Source organism: Pelagibius sp. CAU 1746 (genome assembly GCF_039839785.1).
Lineage (GTDB): Bacteria > Pseudomonadota > Alphaproteobacteria > Kiloniellales > Kiloniellaceae > Pelagibius.
Genome location: NZ_JBDOQT010000001.1, coordinates 2,218,340 through 2,233,928, shown reverse-complemented (window position 1 = coordinate 2,233,928; position 15,589 = coordinate 2,218,340). Strand labels below are relative to the sequence as shown.

General features: G+C 62.3%; 14 protein-coding genes. 7 read left to right on the top strand and 7 right to left on the bottom strand.

The window, feature by feature from the left end; all coding sequences use genetic code 11:
* Positions 1-2 precede the first annotated feature (2 nt).
* The 3 genes from AAFN88_RS10555 to AAFN88_RS10545 all read left to right on the top strand — a co-directional run bounded on the left by AAFN88_RS10555 (position 3) and on the right by AAFN88_RS10545 (position 3,071).
* Positions 3-1,025 (top strand): membrane dipeptidase, encoded by a 1,023-nt coding sequence (locus AAFN88_RS10555; protein ID WP_347520263.1) that lies wholly within the window; start codon positions 3-5, stop codon positions 1,023-1,025.
* A 106-nt stretch (positions 1,026-1,131) separates the two neighbouring features.
* A complete protein-coding gene (locus AAFN88_RS10550) occupies positions 1,132-1,953 on the top strand; it encodes a polysaccharide deacetylase (protein WP_347520262.1) in 822 nt (273 codons plus the stop codon).
* Positions 1,954-2,042: 89 nt separating this feature from the next.
* Complete coding sequence (locus AAFN88_RS10545) at positions 2,043-3,071, top strand: LysR family transcriptional regulator (RefSeq protein ID WP_347520261.1); 1,029 nt, start codon at positions 2,043-2,045, stop codon at positions 3,069-3,071.
* A 23-nt stretch (positions 3,072-3,094) separates the two neighbouring features.
* On the opposite strand, the gene AAFN88_RS10540 is transcribed toward AAFN88_RS10545, so the two are convergent.
* The 7 genes from AAFN88_RS10540 to AAFN88_RS10510 form a co-directional block, all read right to left on the bottom strand.
* Positions 3,095-4,087 (bottom strand): oligopeptide/dipeptide ABC transporter ATP-binding protein, encoded by a 993-nt coding sequence (locus tag AAFN88_RS10540; protein ID WP_347520260.1) that lies wholly within the window; start codon positions 4,085-4,087, stop codon positions 3,095-3,097.
* Positions 4,084-5,073: an ABC transporter ATP-binding protein gene (locus AAFN88_RS10535; RefSeq protein WP_347520259.1), complete on the bottom strand. Its 990-nt coding sequence runs from the start codon at positions 5,071-5,073 to the stop codon at positions 4,084-4,086. The genes AAFN88_RS10540 and AAFN88_RS10535 overlap by 4 nt, the downstream gene beginning before the upstream one ends.
* Before the next feature lie 11 nt (positions 5,074-5,084).
* Positions 5,085-6,017, bottom strand: a complete 933-nt coding sequence (locus AAFN88_RS10530) for an ABC transporter permease (RefSeq protein ID WP_347520258.1) — start codon at positions 6,015-6,017, stop codon at positions 5,085-5,087.
* 3 nt (positions 6,018-6,020) lie between these two features.
* On the bottom strand, positions 6,021-6,995 hold the full coding sequence (locus AAFN88_RS10525; protein ID WP_347520257.1) for an ABC transporter permease: 975 nt from the start codon (positions 6,993-6,995) through the stop codon (positions 6,021-6,023).
* An 87-nt stretch (positions 6,996-7,082) separates the two neighbouring features.
* Complete coding sequence (locus AAFN88_RS10520) at positions 7,083-8,663, bottom strand: ABC transporter substrate-binding protein (RefSeq protein WP_347520256.1); 1,581 nt, start codon at positions 8,661-8,663, stop codon at positions 7,083-7,085.
* A 49-nt stretch (positions 8,664-8,712) separates the two neighbouring features.
* Complete coding sequence (locus tag AAFN88_RS10515; RefSeq protein ID WP_347520255.1) at positions 8,713-9,723, bottom strand: membrane dipeptidase; 1,011 nt, start codon at positions 9,721-9,723, stop codon at positions 8,713-8,715.
* Positions 9,724-9,740: 17 nt separating this feature from the next.
* Positions 9,741-10,757, bottom strand: coding sequence for a membrane dipeptidase (locus AAFN88_RS10510; protein ID WP_347520254.1), 1,017 nt, complete (start codon positions 10,755-10,757; stop codon positions 9,741-9,743).
* A 459-nt stretch (positions 10,758-11,216) separates the two neighbouring features.
* Between AAFN88_RS10510 and AAFN88_RS10505 the strand changes: the two genes are divergently transcribed.
* From AAFN88_RS10505 to AAFN88_RS10490, 4 genes are all read left to right on the top strand, one after another.
* Positions 11,217-12,605: an MmgE/PrpD family protein gene (locus tag AAFN88_RS10505; RefSeq protein WP_347520253.1), complete on the top strand. Its 1,389-nt coding sequence runs from the start codon at positions 11,217-11,219 to the stop codon at positions 12,603-12,605.
* A 187-nt stretch (positions 12,606-12,792) separates the two neighbouring features.
* Positions 12,793-13,524 carry a GntR family transcriptional regulator gene (locus tag AAFN88_RS10500; RefSeq protein WP_347520252.1) on the top strand — a complete coding sequence of 244 codons (732 nt, stop codon included), beginning with the start codon at positions 12,793-12,795 and terminating at the stop codon, positions 13,522-13,524.
* Between the two features lie 4 nt (positions 13,525-13,528).
* Complete coding sequence (locus AAFN88_RS10495; RefSeq protein WP_347520251.1) at positions 13,529-14,593, top strand: ADP-ribosylglycohydrolase family protein; 1,065 nt, start codon at positions 13,529-13,531, stop codon at positions 14,591-14,593.
* Positions 14,594-14,606: 13 nt separating this feature from the next.
* Entirely contained in the window at positions 14,607-15,587 is a 981-nt protein-coding gene (locus tag AAFN88_RS10490) for a PfkB family carbohydrate kinase (protein WP_347520250.1), read from the top strand.
* Positions 15,588-15,589: the final 2 nt, after the last annotated feature.

Below are 15,589 nucleotides of genomic sequence, written 5' to 3'. Positions count from 1 at the left end.
ACATGAGTAAGCCCCAACCAGACCTCCGGGCCAGTTCGGAAGCCATCGCCTTTACCAGGGATCACTTCGTCTTCGACTGCCTGTCGCTGTTCTATGTCCTTGACGATGAGTATGCCGAGCGTTGCCTGCAGGCCGGCGTGAATGCCTGCAACATCACCTTCGGGGCCGAAACCGACTGGGCGACGATGATCGCCAACATCGAAAGCGGCCTGGAGAAAGTCGAGAAGAGCGGCCTGCTTACCCTCGCCACGACCTCCGCTGACATCGAAAAGGCGCAAGCCGACGGGAAGCTTGCCATCATCATCGGCACCCAGGGCTCTGTCATGGTCGAGGATAAGCTGGATCGCATCCCGATCATGCACCGGCTCGGCATGCGCTACTTCGGCCTCGCCTACACCGGCGCGACCCTGCTGGCTGACGGTTGCGGTGAAACCCGCGATGCCGGCGTCAGCTTCCTGGGGAAGGAAGCTATAGAGATCGTCAACCGCCTCCCTTTGATTCTGGACCTTTCGCACTGCGGCCATGCAACCCGCGCCGAGGCCACTGAACTGTCTCGCGCCCCGGTCTGCACACACTCGAACGCCTATTCCATCAATGCCAACGACCGGAACACCAAGGACGAAACCGCCAAGGCGATCGCTGCCAAGGGCGGCGTCATCGGTATCTGCGGCCTGCCGAAGTCGGTCCGCGCCAAGGATCCCGAGATTGATCACATGCTGGACCACTGCGACTACTATCGCGATCTCATCGGATGCGACCATATCGGGCTGGGTCTCGACTTCACCGAGGCCTACCGGGCCGATGGGCACATCATGCCCGCTTCTCGCCGGTGGCGCACCTATCGGCCGGACATCTTCGGTACCGTCGACGAGTTCCTGACGCAGACCTATCCGAAAGGACTGTCTACGATTCTCGAGCTGCCGAACTTCACGCAAGGTCTCATCGACCGGGGGTACAGCGAACAGCAAGTCGCGGCGATCCTGGGGGGCAACTGGCTGCGGAATTTCCGGACCTTTGTGGGCTGATTGACGGTCGCGCGTGGACTCCCTGGACGGTGAACCCGATAACGCAGCAGACCACCAACATTCGCGCACTTAGGAAAAACGGCCACCCGGCCCGCCCGACCACAGCATGAGCAACGCGCTGCTCAGCAAGGAAAATGCCATGAGTGATCAGTTCCCCGTTGTGATCGGCATCTGCCTTGATGCCGAAGCCATCTGGACCGGCAAGCTGCCGGCCGATGCCTACCGGCCGGTACTCCTCTCGAACGGGGCCTTCGCCATCAAGGAAGGGCTTAAACCCGTCCTCGAGTTGCTCGACCATCACGGAATCAAGGCGACCTTCTTCATACCGGGGATTACGGCCGATACCTATCCCGAAGCGCTTGCGGAGATTCGCCGTCGCGGACACGAACTGGGCAGTCACACCTACAGCCACCGTTCGGTCCTGGGTCTGACACCAGCGGAAGAACGACAGGAGATCGCGCGCGGCATCGAAGCGGTCGAGCGCAACGGCGGCGTCCGGCCCACGGCGTGGCGCTCAGCCTCCTGGGAATGGTCAAAGCACACACTTGATTACATCCTGGAAGAGGGTGTGACGGTGTCTTGCAACTTCCAGGACCGGATTCGCCCTTATCGTCACTTCAGAGACGGGCTTCCTACCCCGGTTGTCGAACTGCCGGTTCAGTGGCATCTCGCAGACGCACCTTTCTTTCTCTACGGCGGCGACGTGCAGCGGCGCATCCGGCCTGCAGCGGAGGCGGAGAGCGTCTGGATGGAGGAATTCGACGCGACTTACGACTGGCCGGGCGCCTTTTTTCACCTGACGCTGCATGTCCAGCTTATCGGGCACCCCGGCCGCCTGAAGATGCTGGACCGTTGCCTCACTCATATGCGAGGCCGCAACCGGACTCGTTTCCTCACTTGTGCAGAGGCGGCTCTCTTAGTCGAATAGCTTAAAGAAGACCAAGCAGGGTTGCCTGGCAGCCTCAGGGAAACGCTGAAGCACATCTATCTTAGGGGTCTGTACAGGGGGCGGATACGATGGATGGTGTCATCTCGTTCGAGTTCAGGGAGTTAGAGACATTTGTCGCCGTTGCGCGCGCAAACAGCATGACAGGCGCGGCCCAGGTCCTAGGTCTCACCCAGCCAGCGGTCTCCCAGATCATCAAGAACCTCGAGGAGCGTCTGGGAGTCGCCCTCCTGGACCGGCAGACCCGCCCGCTAAGGCTGACCATGGCCGGCGACAAGCTGTACGACGCAGCACAGGATCTTCTCGCCCGCTCGACCAAGGTTGCGGCCGAATTCAACGGGCAGAACCAGTTTCTCAGCCATCGTCTGAGTGTTGCTATCATTGACAGTCTTTCTGGAATCCTCGCTCCGCGGCTCGCCGGGCGTATGGAGAACGCCGTCAGCCGTTGGCAGTTCTTCGCCGGCCTGACACCGGATCGGGAGCAGGACTTCTCAACCGGCCGCTGCGATGTGGCAATTGTGGCGGAGGGACAAGCGACATCGCAGGTCTTTGTCGATCAGAGCCTGATTCTCAGGGAGCCGTACCTCAAGGTGTTCCCCCGCACCTACAATAAAGATGTCCATGATCTGAAAGAAGTCTCCCGGGCGTTGCGTTTCGTACGCTATTCTCTCGCCTCCACGGCCGGCCGCTCCGTCGAGCAGCATCTCAATCGCCTGCGCCTGCGTCTGCCCCTCTGGATCGAGAGCGACAGCCCCCTGGCTCAGCTTCAACTCATCGCCGGCGGCGGCTGCTGGGGTTACCTGACTCCGACATTTCTGCTGAACGCACCGCATCTCCTGGACCAGATCAAGGTCATTCGGCCGCGCGGCCCGAAGTTCTATCGTCGGATCGTGCTGCTTTCCCGACATGGTCAGTTCGACAAGTTGCCGGACACCCTCAGTACATGCTGCCGCGCCGTCATCGCAGAGGACTTGCTGCCTTCGCTCTTCATGCAGTTTCCCTGGATCGAGGACTTTGTGGAGGTACCAGGATATTTCCCCGTTGCAGAAAAAGACCCGCAAGAGACCGCTTCCTCCGGCTTCTCTGTTGGACTGGCTTAGCGCTTCTCCGACATCGGCCGGCATCAGCCATTGAGATGACAGGCCGAATACCGTCCTGGCGCGATTTCCGTCAGCAGCGGTTTCTCCTGCCGGCAGCGCTCAGTCGCGTGCGGGCAGCGTGGATGAAAGTGGCAACCCGTCGGCGGCGCCAGAGGTGACGGGATTTCCCCTTTGATCGGCATGTAGTCGCGCCGCCGCGTATCGAGCCGTGGCACCTCTTCCAGCAGCGCCCTCGTATAGGGATGATTCGGCGCCTTGAACAACTGCTCTGTCGGTGCGCTTTCGACAATACGGCCCAGGTACATGATGCAAACCCGATCGGAGAGGTGTTCAACCACCCCGAGGTCGTGACTGATGAAGAGGTAGGTCAGGTTCAATTCCTGGCGCAGTTTCATGAAGAGGTTGATCACCTGCGCCTGAATCGAAACGTCGAGCGCGGCGATGGCCTCATCGCATACGAGGAACTCCGGTTTGACCGCCAGGGCGCGCGCGATCCCGACACGCTGACGCTGCCCCCCTGAGAACTGATGTGGAAAGCGATCCTTGAAAGCCGGATCCAGGCCCACGTTGATCATGACATTGTCGACATAATCCTCCAAGTCCTCGCGACCAATGATTCCGTGAACGCGCGGGGCTTGACCAATAATCTCACGAACCCGCATGCGCGGATTGAGCGACGCGTAAGGATCCTGGAACACCATCTGAATTCTCAGCCGCCAGGCGGCCAACTCCGCCGCCGGCAGCCCCGAGGCCGGCGTGCCTTGATAGGAAACCGTGCCCTCCGTCGCCTCCGCGATGCCGGCTACAATTCGGCCCAGCGTGGACTTCCCGCAACCGGACTCACCCACCAGGCCGACAACCTCTCCCTTTCCAACGGCAAGGTCGACCAGGTCGACGGCGTGCACCGTCTCCTCTGTGACGGACACACCCAGCCGCGCCGCCACCCGCTCGGCCAAGTCCAATGACCTGACAAACCTCTTCGAGACACCGTGCAGTTCGATCAGCGGGGCAGTCATGGCAAGTCCACCTTATCGTAGTGTAGACAGCGGACTTGTCGACTGGCGGCGGCCTCTTTCAATTCTGGCGCAGTGAGGCAAGCGTCATCGGCATAGCCGCAGCGTGGCCGGAATGAACAGCCCGCCGGCAAAGAGAACAGCGAAGGGGTCATCCCGGGGACCTGCTCGAGAGGCTGTCCTCGACGATTGCGACTCGGTACGGATTGAATGAGGCCGCGGGTGTAGGGATGCAGAGGCCGGTTAAGGACATCTTCGACCCTACCGCTTTCGACGATCTTTCCCGCGTACATGACACAGATCTTGTCCGCAAGCCCGGAGACGACCGCTAAGTCGTGCGTTATCCACAGCAACGCCGTTCCCCTTTCCTGACACAGCTTGCGAGCCTCGTGGAGGATCTGCGCCTGAATCGTGACATCCAGCGCCGTTGTCGGCTCATCCGCGATCAACAGATCCGGCTTGTGCAACAGCGCTATGGCAATGGCGACCCGCTGACGCATCCCGCCGGAGAACTGGTGCGGATAGGCTCTCATCCGCTCGTCGGGCGAAGGAATGCCGACCTGCCCCAGGGTATCCCGTGACAGCTCCAACGCGGCCTCTCTAGAGATGTTGGAATGCGCCAGAACCGCCTCCACCATCTGCGTATCGATCCGCAGGACGGGGTTCAGCGTCATCATGGGATCCTGAAAGATCATCGCGATACGATTTCCTCTCAGACTCCTGATATACGCATCGTCGGCCTGTCTCAGGTCATCACCCTTGAACAGAATCCGCCCGCCGACAATCCGGCCCGGATGGTCGACGAGTCCTATGATGGAAAACCCCATCACCGACTTTCCCGAACCTGATTCACCGACGAGGCCGACAATCTCTCCCCGATCGATGGAGAAGCTGACACCGTCTACGGCTCGGGCGACACCGACCTGGGTGAAGAAGTGGGTCTGCAGCTCTTCGACCCTCAGGGTGGGGCAACTCGCTTGGTCGGACACGATAAGGCCTCCTAGCGACTGAGCCGCGGATTAAGCACATCACGCAGCCTGTCCCCGACGAGGTTGATGCACACGATCGTCAGCAGAAGTGCGATGCCGGGGTAAACGCTGATCCAGTAGGCTCCGCTCAGCACATACTGGAAGCCATTGGCGATCAACAGGCCGAGCGATGGTTCTGTCACCGGCAAGCCCACTCCGAGGAACGATAGCGTCGCTTCCAGCGCGATTGCATGAGCCACCTGAACCGTGCCGATGACGATCAGCGGCGGCAGACAGTTCGGGAGCAGGTGCTGGAAGATGATCCGGCCGCGACCCAGGTTCAGGCACTCTGCGGCCTCGATGTACTCCTTCGCCCGCTCCACCAAGGCCGCACTGCGGATCGCCCTGGCGAAATAGGCCCACTGAGCGATGACCAGGGCCAGGATGATCTTGTCCACTCCCCGTCCCAACGTCGCCATGAGAATAAGGGCGATGAGGATCGTCGGAAAGCTCAACTGAAGATCGACGATACGCATGACGAAGGCATCGACGCGGCCGCCGAAGTACGCGCTCACCAGGCCGATTCCGCTGCCCAAGCAGAATCCGATGACACCGCTGGTGATCCCGACCATCAGGCTGGTTCTCAGCCCATAGAAGATGGCGCTGAGGATGTCCCGGCCCAAGCCATCGCTGCCCAGCACGAACGTGAAATCGCCCATAAAGCTGGTTTCCCCCGGCGCGAGCCGCGAGTTCAGTACATCTACGGTGGCGAGATCGTACGGGTTCGTAGGCGAGATCCAGGGGGCGAATGCGGCGCAAAGCAGGATCGCGAAGACCCCTGCGAGGCTCACCACGGCGAGCGGGCTTGCACAGAAATGGGCCGCAAGTCGCCCGGCTTGGGAAAACCGCGTCATGGCAACAGGAACCCCAACGGTACGGGGCGCCGTCTTACTGGTATCGGACATGGCTCAGCGTACCTCTCGCAGACGGACCCTCGGGTCGAGCACGGAGTATAGAATGTCGACAACCAGGTTGATGAGGATGAACATGAACACCACGACAATGAGGTAGGCGACAATGACCGGCCGGTCGAGAACCTCCATCGAGTCGATGATCAGCTTGCCCATGCCCGGCCAGGCAAAAACGGTTTCCGTGACGACCGCGAAGGCAACGATATTCCCGAACTCCAGCCCGAGCACCGTGATGACCGGAATCAAGATATTCTTGAGGACGTGAACGAAGAGAATGCGTTGCTTGGAAAGGCCCTTCGCTTTCGCGAACTTTATGTAATCCTGATGAATCACTTCCGCGGTGCCGGCGCGAGTCAAGCGAATCACCAGCGCCAGCTTGAAGAGCGCCAGATTAGTCGCCGGCAGCAGTAGATGCGATAGGCCATCGAGGGTGAGAAAGCTAAACTCGATCCCGATAAGCTCTCCGGTCTCCCCCCGCCCGCCTGTCGGCAGCCAGTTCAAGGTTACTCCGAAGAACAAGATCATCATCAACCCGATCCAAAAGGTCGGCAGACTGAACCCAAGAATAGACCCCGCCATAATTCCACGAGAGGTCAGGGCGGTCGGCCGCAAACCGGCCCACATGCCAAGCGGAATGCCGATGACGACAGCAATCAGCATCGCCGCGCTTGCCAGCTCCAGCGTTGCCGGCATCCGTTGGAAGATCAGATCGATGGCCGGGCTTCCGAAGACGAAGGACTCTCCCAGGTCGCCTTGCAGCGCGTTGTAGAGGAAACGTCCGTACTGATACCAGATAGGCTGATCCAGTCCGAGGCTGCGCACGACCTCGCGGATCTCTTCTGCGGTCGCCTCGGGGTTGATCAGGATGTCGACCGGGTTTCCGATCATGTACACCCCGATGAAAACGATCATCGACATGACCAGCATGACAACGGTGCTCTGCATCAGCCGGCGAATAATGAACACGGTCACGAAGCGATCCATCCCCCTAGGTGACTCAGTCCTGTGCGAGCGCGCAAACCGCGCCCCCGCACAGGGCCGATTAGAAGCATCGGGATGTCAGTCCTGCCTGCGGATTGACATGGCCGTTGTCGTTTCGTCGACACGGGGCGTCGCGACCAACCCCTTTCGCGTACCGATGACAACGAACTGGGTATGCAAGGGGATGCCGATCATCTTATCCACGATGTACGCCATCGCGTTCTGCATCTTCTTCTCACGCAGATCCGGATCCAGCTCGCGGACGGCGGCTTCGGTCATCTCGTCATAGCTCGGATCATGGAAGTGCGCGCGATTGCCATGCCCCATACGCCTTTCGCGATCGGGCGTGTGGAAGATGCTGGTCAGGAACGGTCCCGCCGTTCCCGTCGAGGCATTCCCCCAGCCGACGAGGATGAAACTGAAGTGTACCTTCTTGTAAGTGGCGATCTTCGGAAAGAAGACGTTCTTGGGCATGGTCTCGACCTTCATGTCGAGCCCGATGCGGGTGAGCATCTGCCCCACCACTTCACAGAGTTTGGCGTCGTTCACGTAGCGGTTGTTGGAACAGTGAATCGTCAGACCGAAGCCGTCGGGGTACCCGGCTTCCGCCAGCAAGGCACGCGCCTTCTCCGGATCGTATTCCAGCTCCGGAAGCTCCGGATTGAACCCGATAAACCCCTTCGGGACGAACTGATTGGCCTTCTCCGCCAGACCGTCCATCACGCGAGAGACGATGGCATCGCGATTGAGCGCCAAGGACATGGCAAGACGGACACGCCGATCCATCATCGGGTTCCTGATCTTAGATCCGTCCTTTCCGGTCACGAAGGGAGAATCCTCCCGTCCCACGTCCGGGATCAGGTAGATGACACGATCCGACGGCCGTTTGAATACCAGGGTATCTGCATGGTTTTCAATGGCCTTGACCTCGGTCGGCGGCGGGAAATCGATGACATCGATGTCACCACTCAGCAAAGCGGCGACGCGCGCCTGGTCATTCGGAATGATCTTGAAGGTTACCTCGCTCCAGGGCTCCACCTCACCCCAGTAATTCTCATTCCGTTCCAGCACCAGCTCCGCGCCTGGCGTATACTCAACGAACTTATACGGTCCGGTCCCGATGGCGGCGGTGCCTTTGCGGAAGTCGTCGGTCGTCGCGTTCTCCGCGGCCTTCTTGGAGACGATGAAGATATTGCTGAGCGGCCCCAACATCAGCGGGTCAGTCTGTGTGGTATGAATCCTTATCGTGTGGTCGTCGATCTTCTCGAGGTTCTTCACCGACCGCACATTGGCCCCGTAGGGATTCGGATTGTTCGGCACGTTGGAAAGACGATCGAACGAGAAAATAACATCGTCTGCCGTGAAGGGCGTCCCGTCGTGAAACTTGACCCCTTTACGCAGCGACATTTCCCACGTCAGGTCGTCGATGGGTTTCCATTCGACGGCGAGCCCCGGCACCCATTGCGCGTTCGCGTCCTTCTTCACCAAAGGATCGAAGATGTGCTGGGAGTACGCCACATTGGTGGTCAACCACTGGAAATGTGGATCGATCGCCGGGTCCGCACGGGCCCCGATGACCAGTTCGTCCGCCTCTGCACCGACGGTCGCAAAGGCGGCCGTCACGGCCACACAAGCCGCCGCCAATAATCTCTTGATCATTTTCCCTGTTCTCCTCTTGTATTCTGCAACTGGAATTTCCGGCCCCGTGTCATAACCGGTCCCACACCCGCTCGGCCACGCGCAGGAAGTTCCCGCCAAGTATCTTGTCGAGGTCGACCTCGTCGTATCCGCGCCGCAACAGCAACTCCACCATCTCGATAAGTTGCTCCGGTGCCAGGTACGATCCCGCCCGCCCGGCCTGCGGGTAGCCTGACGGGTAGGAATTCGGCGCTGCCGCGCGCTGCCGGGCCTTGTACGATTGGTAGTAGACGTGATCGATACCGATCCCGATGTGATCGGTCCCGACGAGATCGGCGATATGATCGATATGCGCGACGAGCGCGGCCGGCGTCGCAACCATGTCATCCGCCAGGAAGTGCCCTACGCCCGTAACACCGACAAGGCCGCCGGTCCGCGCGCAGGCCTTGATTTGATCGTCGTGAATGTTCCGGGCATGGTCGCACACGGCCTTTGCGTTGGAATGCGAGAACATGACCGGCTGCGTGGACATTTCGATCGCCTCCATACTGGAGCGATAGCCCGTATGCGTGCAGTCCAGGAGCATGCCGCAGCGCTCTATCTCCGCAACGGCGCGCCGGCCGAGCCGGCTGAGCCCTTCGTCTGTGCGTTCATGACAGCCGTCCGCCATCGCATTTTTCTGGTTGTAGGCCAGCAGCATGTGACGCACGCCCAGACGATAATAGAGGGAGATCATGTTGAGATCCTGGTCAAGCGGATTGGTCCCCTGGAAATGGAAACCAACCGCGAGCTTTCCCTGGCGTCGTGCCTCCCGGATGTCCGCCACCGTCTCGGCGAAGCGGATCCAGTGCGACCACGAACGTAGCCTCGCCCGCTCCCTTGCCACCCACTGCAGGGTTTCCTCGAAGCCCATGCGATCCAACCCGACGGTGAGGCTGACGAAGCCGAACCCGCTATCCCGATAACGGGGGAGGGTTTCCTCCTTGCCCTCTTCCCAGTTTCCCCATGGCAGGGTGAGATCGCAGATCAGCGCCCGCGAGTAGATCTCTCTGGCCTTGTCGGAAATGGTCAAGTCGGTCATCTCGCCCCCACCGCCCGCTATTTCCAAACCTCGCGGGCGACGCGGAGGAAGTTCTCGCCCATGATCGCGCGTATCTCGGATTCGCTATAGCCGCGCTCGATGAGCTTCTCGACCAACCGTACATAGTCATCCGGCCCCAAATAGGAACCTGGCCAGTCCGGCGGCGGGTAGCCCTCTGGATAGGTATCCGGACTGGAGCGCCGACGCGCGTGCTGCTGTTCCAGGTAGTAGACGTGGTCCAGGCCGATCGCTATGTGCTCGGGCCCGATAAGTTCGGCGATGTAGTCGACATGCCTGATCCAGGCTTCTGGCGTGGCCACCATGTCGTCCGAGAGAAAATGCCCCACCCCGTTGATACCGATGAATCCGCCGGTGGCCGCGCAGGCCTTGATCTGGTCGTCGCGCAAATTCCGGGCATGGGGGCAGATGTTGCGCGCATTGGAGTGGGAGAAAACGGCCGGCGCCGAGCTCATCTCCATCATCTCCATGCTGGAGCGGTATCCGCAGTGGGTCGCGTCGACGATCATACCGACCCGGTTCATCTCTTCCACCAGGCTCACGCCGAAGCGGCTCAATCCGCCATCGCTTAGTTCGTGACAGCCATCTGCCGCTCTGTTCCTCTGGTTGTAGGCGAAGAGCATGTGGCGAACGCCGAGCTGGTAGTAGAGCTCGACCATGTTGATGTCCCCGTCCAGGGGGTTGCTGCCCTGGAAGTGGAAGCCGACGGCAAGCTTGCCCGCCTCTCGGGCCACATAGATGTCATCGACCGATTCAACGAGGTGACAGGAGTCCCCCCAGTCGCGCATCAGTCTCTTGCGCTGAGCCGCAATATGCTTGACCGTCTCTGTCCGGCTCATGCGGTCGATGCCAACGGTCAGCGATATGAAGGACGCACCGCCGTCTTTCATTCTCGGCAGGATGGTGTCCTGGTTCTGATAGTCGGGACCCCAGGGCAGCGTCGTATCGCAAACGATCGTATCGGACAGCAGGCCGCGTGCCCGTTCGCCAAGACCGGACTTGGTTCTGTTGCTCATCTTGCCGCACCTTGCAGGCAGGCGAGTTCGGGGTTCGAGCCTAGCTTCACGGACACCGGCATGAGTGAAAGCGTCTCCCTCTGCAAATCGCAAACTGAAAACCTCGACGTCCCTCGTCGATAGCCGTCGCCTTACGGAGAAGTCAACGTCGCGCCTTCGTCATGGCACTCGGCTGCGGCAGGAGAACCACAAAAATCGCCATCGGCTTGTCCTGTGAATACAGTGGCTTGAACCCGAACATGCGTCCCGCTTATGGCGCCGATAAACTTCCCTGATGGAGAATGCGCCGCACTTCTACAGCCGGTAGAAGTGATCGTCGGGTCGTGTCACCGGCGCTGAAATGATCGCGCCGGCCCGCCTGACCGGTTGCGTTCACGACGACGGTTCGCCCAATGGCGACCTTCCGTCATTCCGCCTGCCCGGGTGGACCGGTTGATCAGAAAGTGAGGAGCGCTCCTGATGTCACTCAGCACTGAACGGGAACTGGCTCAGCACATCGCGGGACTGCGCTACGACAGCATCCCTGACGAGGCGATCGACGCCGCGAAAATGCTGCTGCACGACACTGTCGTCGACATCGTCGCGTCTCTAAGGAGCGACCTCTGCCGGTCCCTTCGTGACACCTGGAGTGCAGAAGCCGACGGCCCCTGTGCCTTACCGGGCACCGGTCGACGGACCGCGGCCACCACTGCCAGCTTCATCAACGGGGTGTTCGCGCACTGGTACGAATGGGACGACGTCCACTTCCCAAGCATCCTGCACGCCAGCGCGGTACTCTATCCAGTGCTGCTTGCGGCTGGCGAAGTCGAGGGCCGAACGGCCGGCGGCGATTCCTGGCGGGAATTCATATCGGCAACGGTTGCGTCGTTTGACGTCGCCGCCAGAGTCAGCGAATCCATCGTTGGCGCGATGCACAACGGCTGGATGCCAACCAGCACGGCGGCTATAGGTGCCGCTGGCGGCGCCGCACGCCTTCTGGGCCTCGACGTCGCCGGCATTCATTCAGCCATGGGAATTGCCGCCTCTACCATCGGTGTCAGCCGCCAGGCTATAAAGGACAGGGTCAACGGCAAGAACGTTCTCTGTGGCCTGGTGGCCGAAACGGCGATGCGCGCCGCTCTCCTCGCGCGTAGTGGAATTGAGGGACCTTCTGCCTTTGTCTTCGGCGACTTCGGGGCGGCCACCTTGTTTGCGGACAGGAAGGCTTCCTCTTCCGTCGCCCTGTCAGAGTTGGGAAAAAGGTTCTCGGTCACCGAGTCTTCGATCAAGCTGTATCCCTGCTGCTACTCCACGCATGGAAGTATCGACGCCACCCTCGACTTGGTGCAGGCGGCATCGGTCTCGCCGGATGCGGTCGAGAAGATTGAGATACGTCTACCGCAAAAGGCCTTCGAACTTGTTGGTGCCCCCTTCATCCCCGGGGAGCACCCCCGGGTCGCCGCCCAGTTCAGCGCCGCCTATGCCGTGGCCCTGACGATCTGCCGCGGCGCCCCCAGCATCGACCACTTTGACGACGACACCATCCGAAATGCCCGCGATATCCTCTCCCTCGTCGACAAGGTGGAAATCGGCATCAGCGCGGATGCGCGCCACGAGGTACAGCTCCGGTTAGTCGACGGTTCAACGCGCGTTGGTACGGCCTCGGCAGTGAGAGGCAGCCCGCAGCGGCCGGCCAGCAAAGCCGAAAGACAGCGGAAGACGGAAGACGGCCTTTCCATCCTGGATCCACGCACGCCGATCTCCAGCCTGGACGCGGCCCTCGACGGGGCCGCAAATGACGGAATCGGAAAGATTTCGCAGTGGATCAGTGATGCCCGCACCTCTGTTGCACTGCAGGGGCCCTCTTAGCCGATGCCACGACGTGAGAGGGAACCGGCAGCGGGCTGCAGCCACGCCCCGCAATCCATCCGAATGGGCCTCTCCTAGAGACGCCGGCAAGGAGGAATTCAGCGTAGGAAGGCACCACCCCCTTGACGGGGCGCCCTCTTAGAGCAAAAATAGACAGGTATAGACAAGTATTTTGCGGGAAGCACCAATGGCGCGCAAGGGCACCGTCGCCGCCGCGAAACCGGAGCGCATCGCGTCCACCCTGGAAGCGGACATCCGCTCCGGTCGCTTGGCCTATGGAGAGCGCCTGGAGAGCGAGCAGCAACTGGGCCGGCGCTTCTCGGTCAGCCGCACCACGGTGCGCAAGAGCCTGGAGGAGTTGTCCAGCAAGGGGCTGATCGTGACCCGCATGGGCGTCGGGTCCTTCGTCACCTTTAACGGCAAGACCATCAATGATGCAATCGGCTGGTCACGCGCCCTGGCCGACGCCGGGGCCGACCTGGAAACCCGCATCCTGCGTATCGAGGTCATCGACGACCCCGCCCTGGCCGCCGAACTGGAGATCGACAATCCCGCCTTCATCGCCGTCGACCGCCTGCGCAGCCTGGCGCGTGCGGAGGGCACCGCAGACGGCCGCGCGATCTCGGTCGAATTCAGCCGCCTGCCCTGGCTTCCTGCCCTCAAGGATCTGCCCCGCGGCGGCCTGCAGGAAGGTTCCCTCAGCAAAACCATGCGTGCGGCGGGGCTGGTACCGGACCACGGCCAGGAGTGGGCGGAAGTGCATCGTCTGAACGACGACGAAGCCACGCTGCTGGGCGCCGAGACCGGGGCCGCCTTCCTGCGCACGCGTCGCCTGGTGCGCGCCGCCGACGGCCGCCCTATCGAGCAGGTGGTCAGCCTGCTCGACCCGGACTTCTTCGCCCTGCACCTGGAATTCTGACCCCATGCCCGACCGCCCCGTGAAAATCGCCAGCAGAGACCTTCACATCCGCGACCTCCACGACCGTGCCCTGGGCGCTCTGGTGGGCGGGGCGCTGGGCGACGCCTTGGGCATGCCAACCCAGACGCTCTCCCCAGCGCAGATCAGGGCGACTTACGGGAGGGTGACGGGCTTCCTGGCCCCAAGTGAGGATCACCCGGTATCGCGCGGCCTGCCCGCCGGCGCCGTGACGGACGACACCGAGCAGACATTGCTGCTGGCCGAAATCCTGCTCGCCTCCGGCTCTCACTTCGACGACCTGAAGTGGGTCGAGGCCCTGATTGGCTGGGAAGACGACGTGCGGTCCCGTGGCAGCTACGACTTGCTTGGTCCTTCGACCAAGCGCGCCATCGACGCCATCCGCGCCGGCGCCCCGGCGGCCGAGGCCGGGCGCCACGGCGACACCAACGGCGCGGCGATGCGGATCGCACCGGTCGGACTCCTGATGCCCCCGGAGCCCCTCGGTTCCTTGATCGACAAGGTCGCGGAGACCTGCCGCGCTACCCACAGCACCGGTCTCGCCATCGCAGCCGCCGCAGCGGTGGCGGCCGCGGTCAGCTGCGGCCTGGACGGCGGCGACTGGCGCGCCGCGACGACGCTCGCCGGGCGTGCCGCTGCCGAGGCCAAGGACCACGGCCACTGGGTTGCCGGCGCGGATATCTCCGAGCGGATCGGCTGGGCGGTGGAGCTTGCCGCCAATCGTGACCGCACCGCCGCGCTCCAACAGGTCATCGACCTGATCGGCACCAGCGTCGCCTCTCAAGAGTCTGTCCCGGCGGCTTTCGCCGTGCTGGCAATGGCACAGGGCGACGCTTGGCAGGCCGCAGTCCTGGCCGCCAACCTGGGGGGCGATACGGACACCATCGGCGCCATCGCAGCTACGATGGCGGGTGCCCGCGCCGGATTCTCCGCCCTGCCCGGCGACAATGTCGCTGCGCTGCGCGGCTTCGACCTGGCCGCCGCCCGCAAGCTGGCTGAAGCCCTGGTGGAACGGCGGCAGAATGACGTCCGCCTGAAAAGCGCGTCATGACAGGAAGCCGCAGATGACCGGCAGTCCGGCCCTCGCGCGTATGCTGCACATGGGCGGCGCCGTGGTGGACTATGTCTACCGCGTTGCCGAGTTGCCGCCGCGCGGCGGCGAGGCAGTCGCCGCGACGTACGCCCGCCTGCCCGGCGGCGGCGTCAACCAGATGACTGCGGCACGGCGCAGCGGCCTGGCGGTCGCCTATGGCGGCGGCCACGGCAGCGGCCCCGATGGCGCCCTCCTGCGGGCGGCCCTCCGTGACCTGGAAATCGAGGTGCTGCAGCCCGCCAATCGGACGGTCGACAGCGGCAACTGCGTTGTGATGGTGGACGACTCCGGCGAGCGCAGCTTCGTCTCCTGGCCCGGCGCCGAAGGTCGGCTCGACCCGGCAGCACTCACGGCCATTCAAGTCCGCCCGACTGACTGGATCGCTCTGTCGGGCTACACCCTCAGCTACGCGGACAGCCGCAATGTCCTGTCGGACTGGCTCCAGGCTCTGCCGCCGGACCCGCCGGTGATCTTCGACCCCGCACCGGTTGTCGCGGCGATCCCGCCCGATCTTTGTGAGCGGGTATTGCTCCGCGCGACCTGGGTAAGCGCCAATCTCGTTGAAGCCCAGGTGCTGACAGGCGAGGAGCAACCCTCCCGGCAGGCCACCGCCCTGCTCGAGCGGCTCTCTCCGCGGGCGCAAGGGGTCCTTCTGCGTGCGGGCGCGGCCGGGTGCCATCTGCAACTCCGCGGCAAGGCGCCATCGCACCTCCCCGCCTTCGCCGTCGATACCATCGACACCAACGGCGCCGGGGATACTCATCTCGGCGTGTTCATCGCTTGCCTGGCGCAGGGTCACGCGCCGGAAACCGCCGCCCTGCGGGCCAACGCGGCGGCAGCGATCGCCGTCACCCGCGCCGGCGGCGCCAGCGCGCCGACTGCACAAGAAATCGATCTCTTCCTGGCAAAGCGCCAGAACGATCGGAGCGACGAGAAAGCCGGAAACGCCTGATA

Excerpts from the sequence above, each read along its gene's own strand:
- AAFN88_RS10515 (WP_347520255.1), bottom strand. The coding sequence starts at position 9,723 with ATGACCGACTTGACCATTTCCGACAAGGCCAGAGAGATCTACTCGCGG.
- AAFN88_RS10545 (WP_347520261.1), top strand. The coding sequence starts at position 2,043 with ATGGATGGTGTCATCTCGTTCGAGTTCAGGGAGTTAGAGACATTTGTC.
- AAFN88_RS10520 (WP_347520256.1), bottom strand. The coding sequence starts at position 8,663 with ATGATCAAGAGATTATTGGCGGCGGCTTGTGTGGCCGTGACGGCCGCC.
- AAFN88_RS10530 (WP_347520258.1), bottom strand. The coding sequence starts at position 6,017 with ATGTCCGATACCAGTAAGACGGCGCCCCGTACCGTTGGGGTTCCTGTT.
- AAFN88_RS10490 (WP_347520250.1), top strand. The coding sequence starts at position 14,607 with ATGACCGGCAGTCCGGCCCTCGCGCGTATGCTGCACATGGGCGGCGCC.
- AAFN88_RS10510 (WP_347520254.1), bottom strand. The coding sequence starts at position 10,757 with ATGAGCAACAGAACCAAGTCCGGTCTTGGCGAACGGGCACGCGGCCTG.
- AAFN88_RS10495 (WP_347520251.1), top strand. The coding sequence starts at position 13,529 with ATGCCCGACCGCCCCGTGAAAATCGCCAGCAGAGACCTTCACATCCGC.
- AAFN88_RS10550 (WP_347520262.1), top strand. The coding sequence starts at position 1,132 with ATGAGCAACGCGCTGCTCAGCAAGGAAAATGCCATGAGTGATCAGTTC.
- AAFN88_RS10505 (WP_347520253.1), top strand. The coding sequence starts at position 11,217 with ATGTCACTCAGCACTGAACGGGAACTGGCTCAGCACATCGCGGGACTG.
- AAFN88_RS10555 (WP_347520263.1), top strand. The coding sequence starts at position 3 with ATGAGTAAGCCCCAACCAGACCTCCGGGCCAGTTCGGAAGCCATCGCC.
- AAFN88_RS10500 (WP_347520252.1), top strand. The coding sequence starts at position 12,793 with ATGGCGCGCAAGGGCACCGTCGCCGCCGCGAAACCGGAGCGCATCGCG.
- AAFN88_RS10540 (WP_347520260.1), bottom strand. The coding sequence starts at position 4,087 with ATGACTGCCCCGCTGATCGAACTGCACGGTGTCTCGAAGAGGTTTGTC.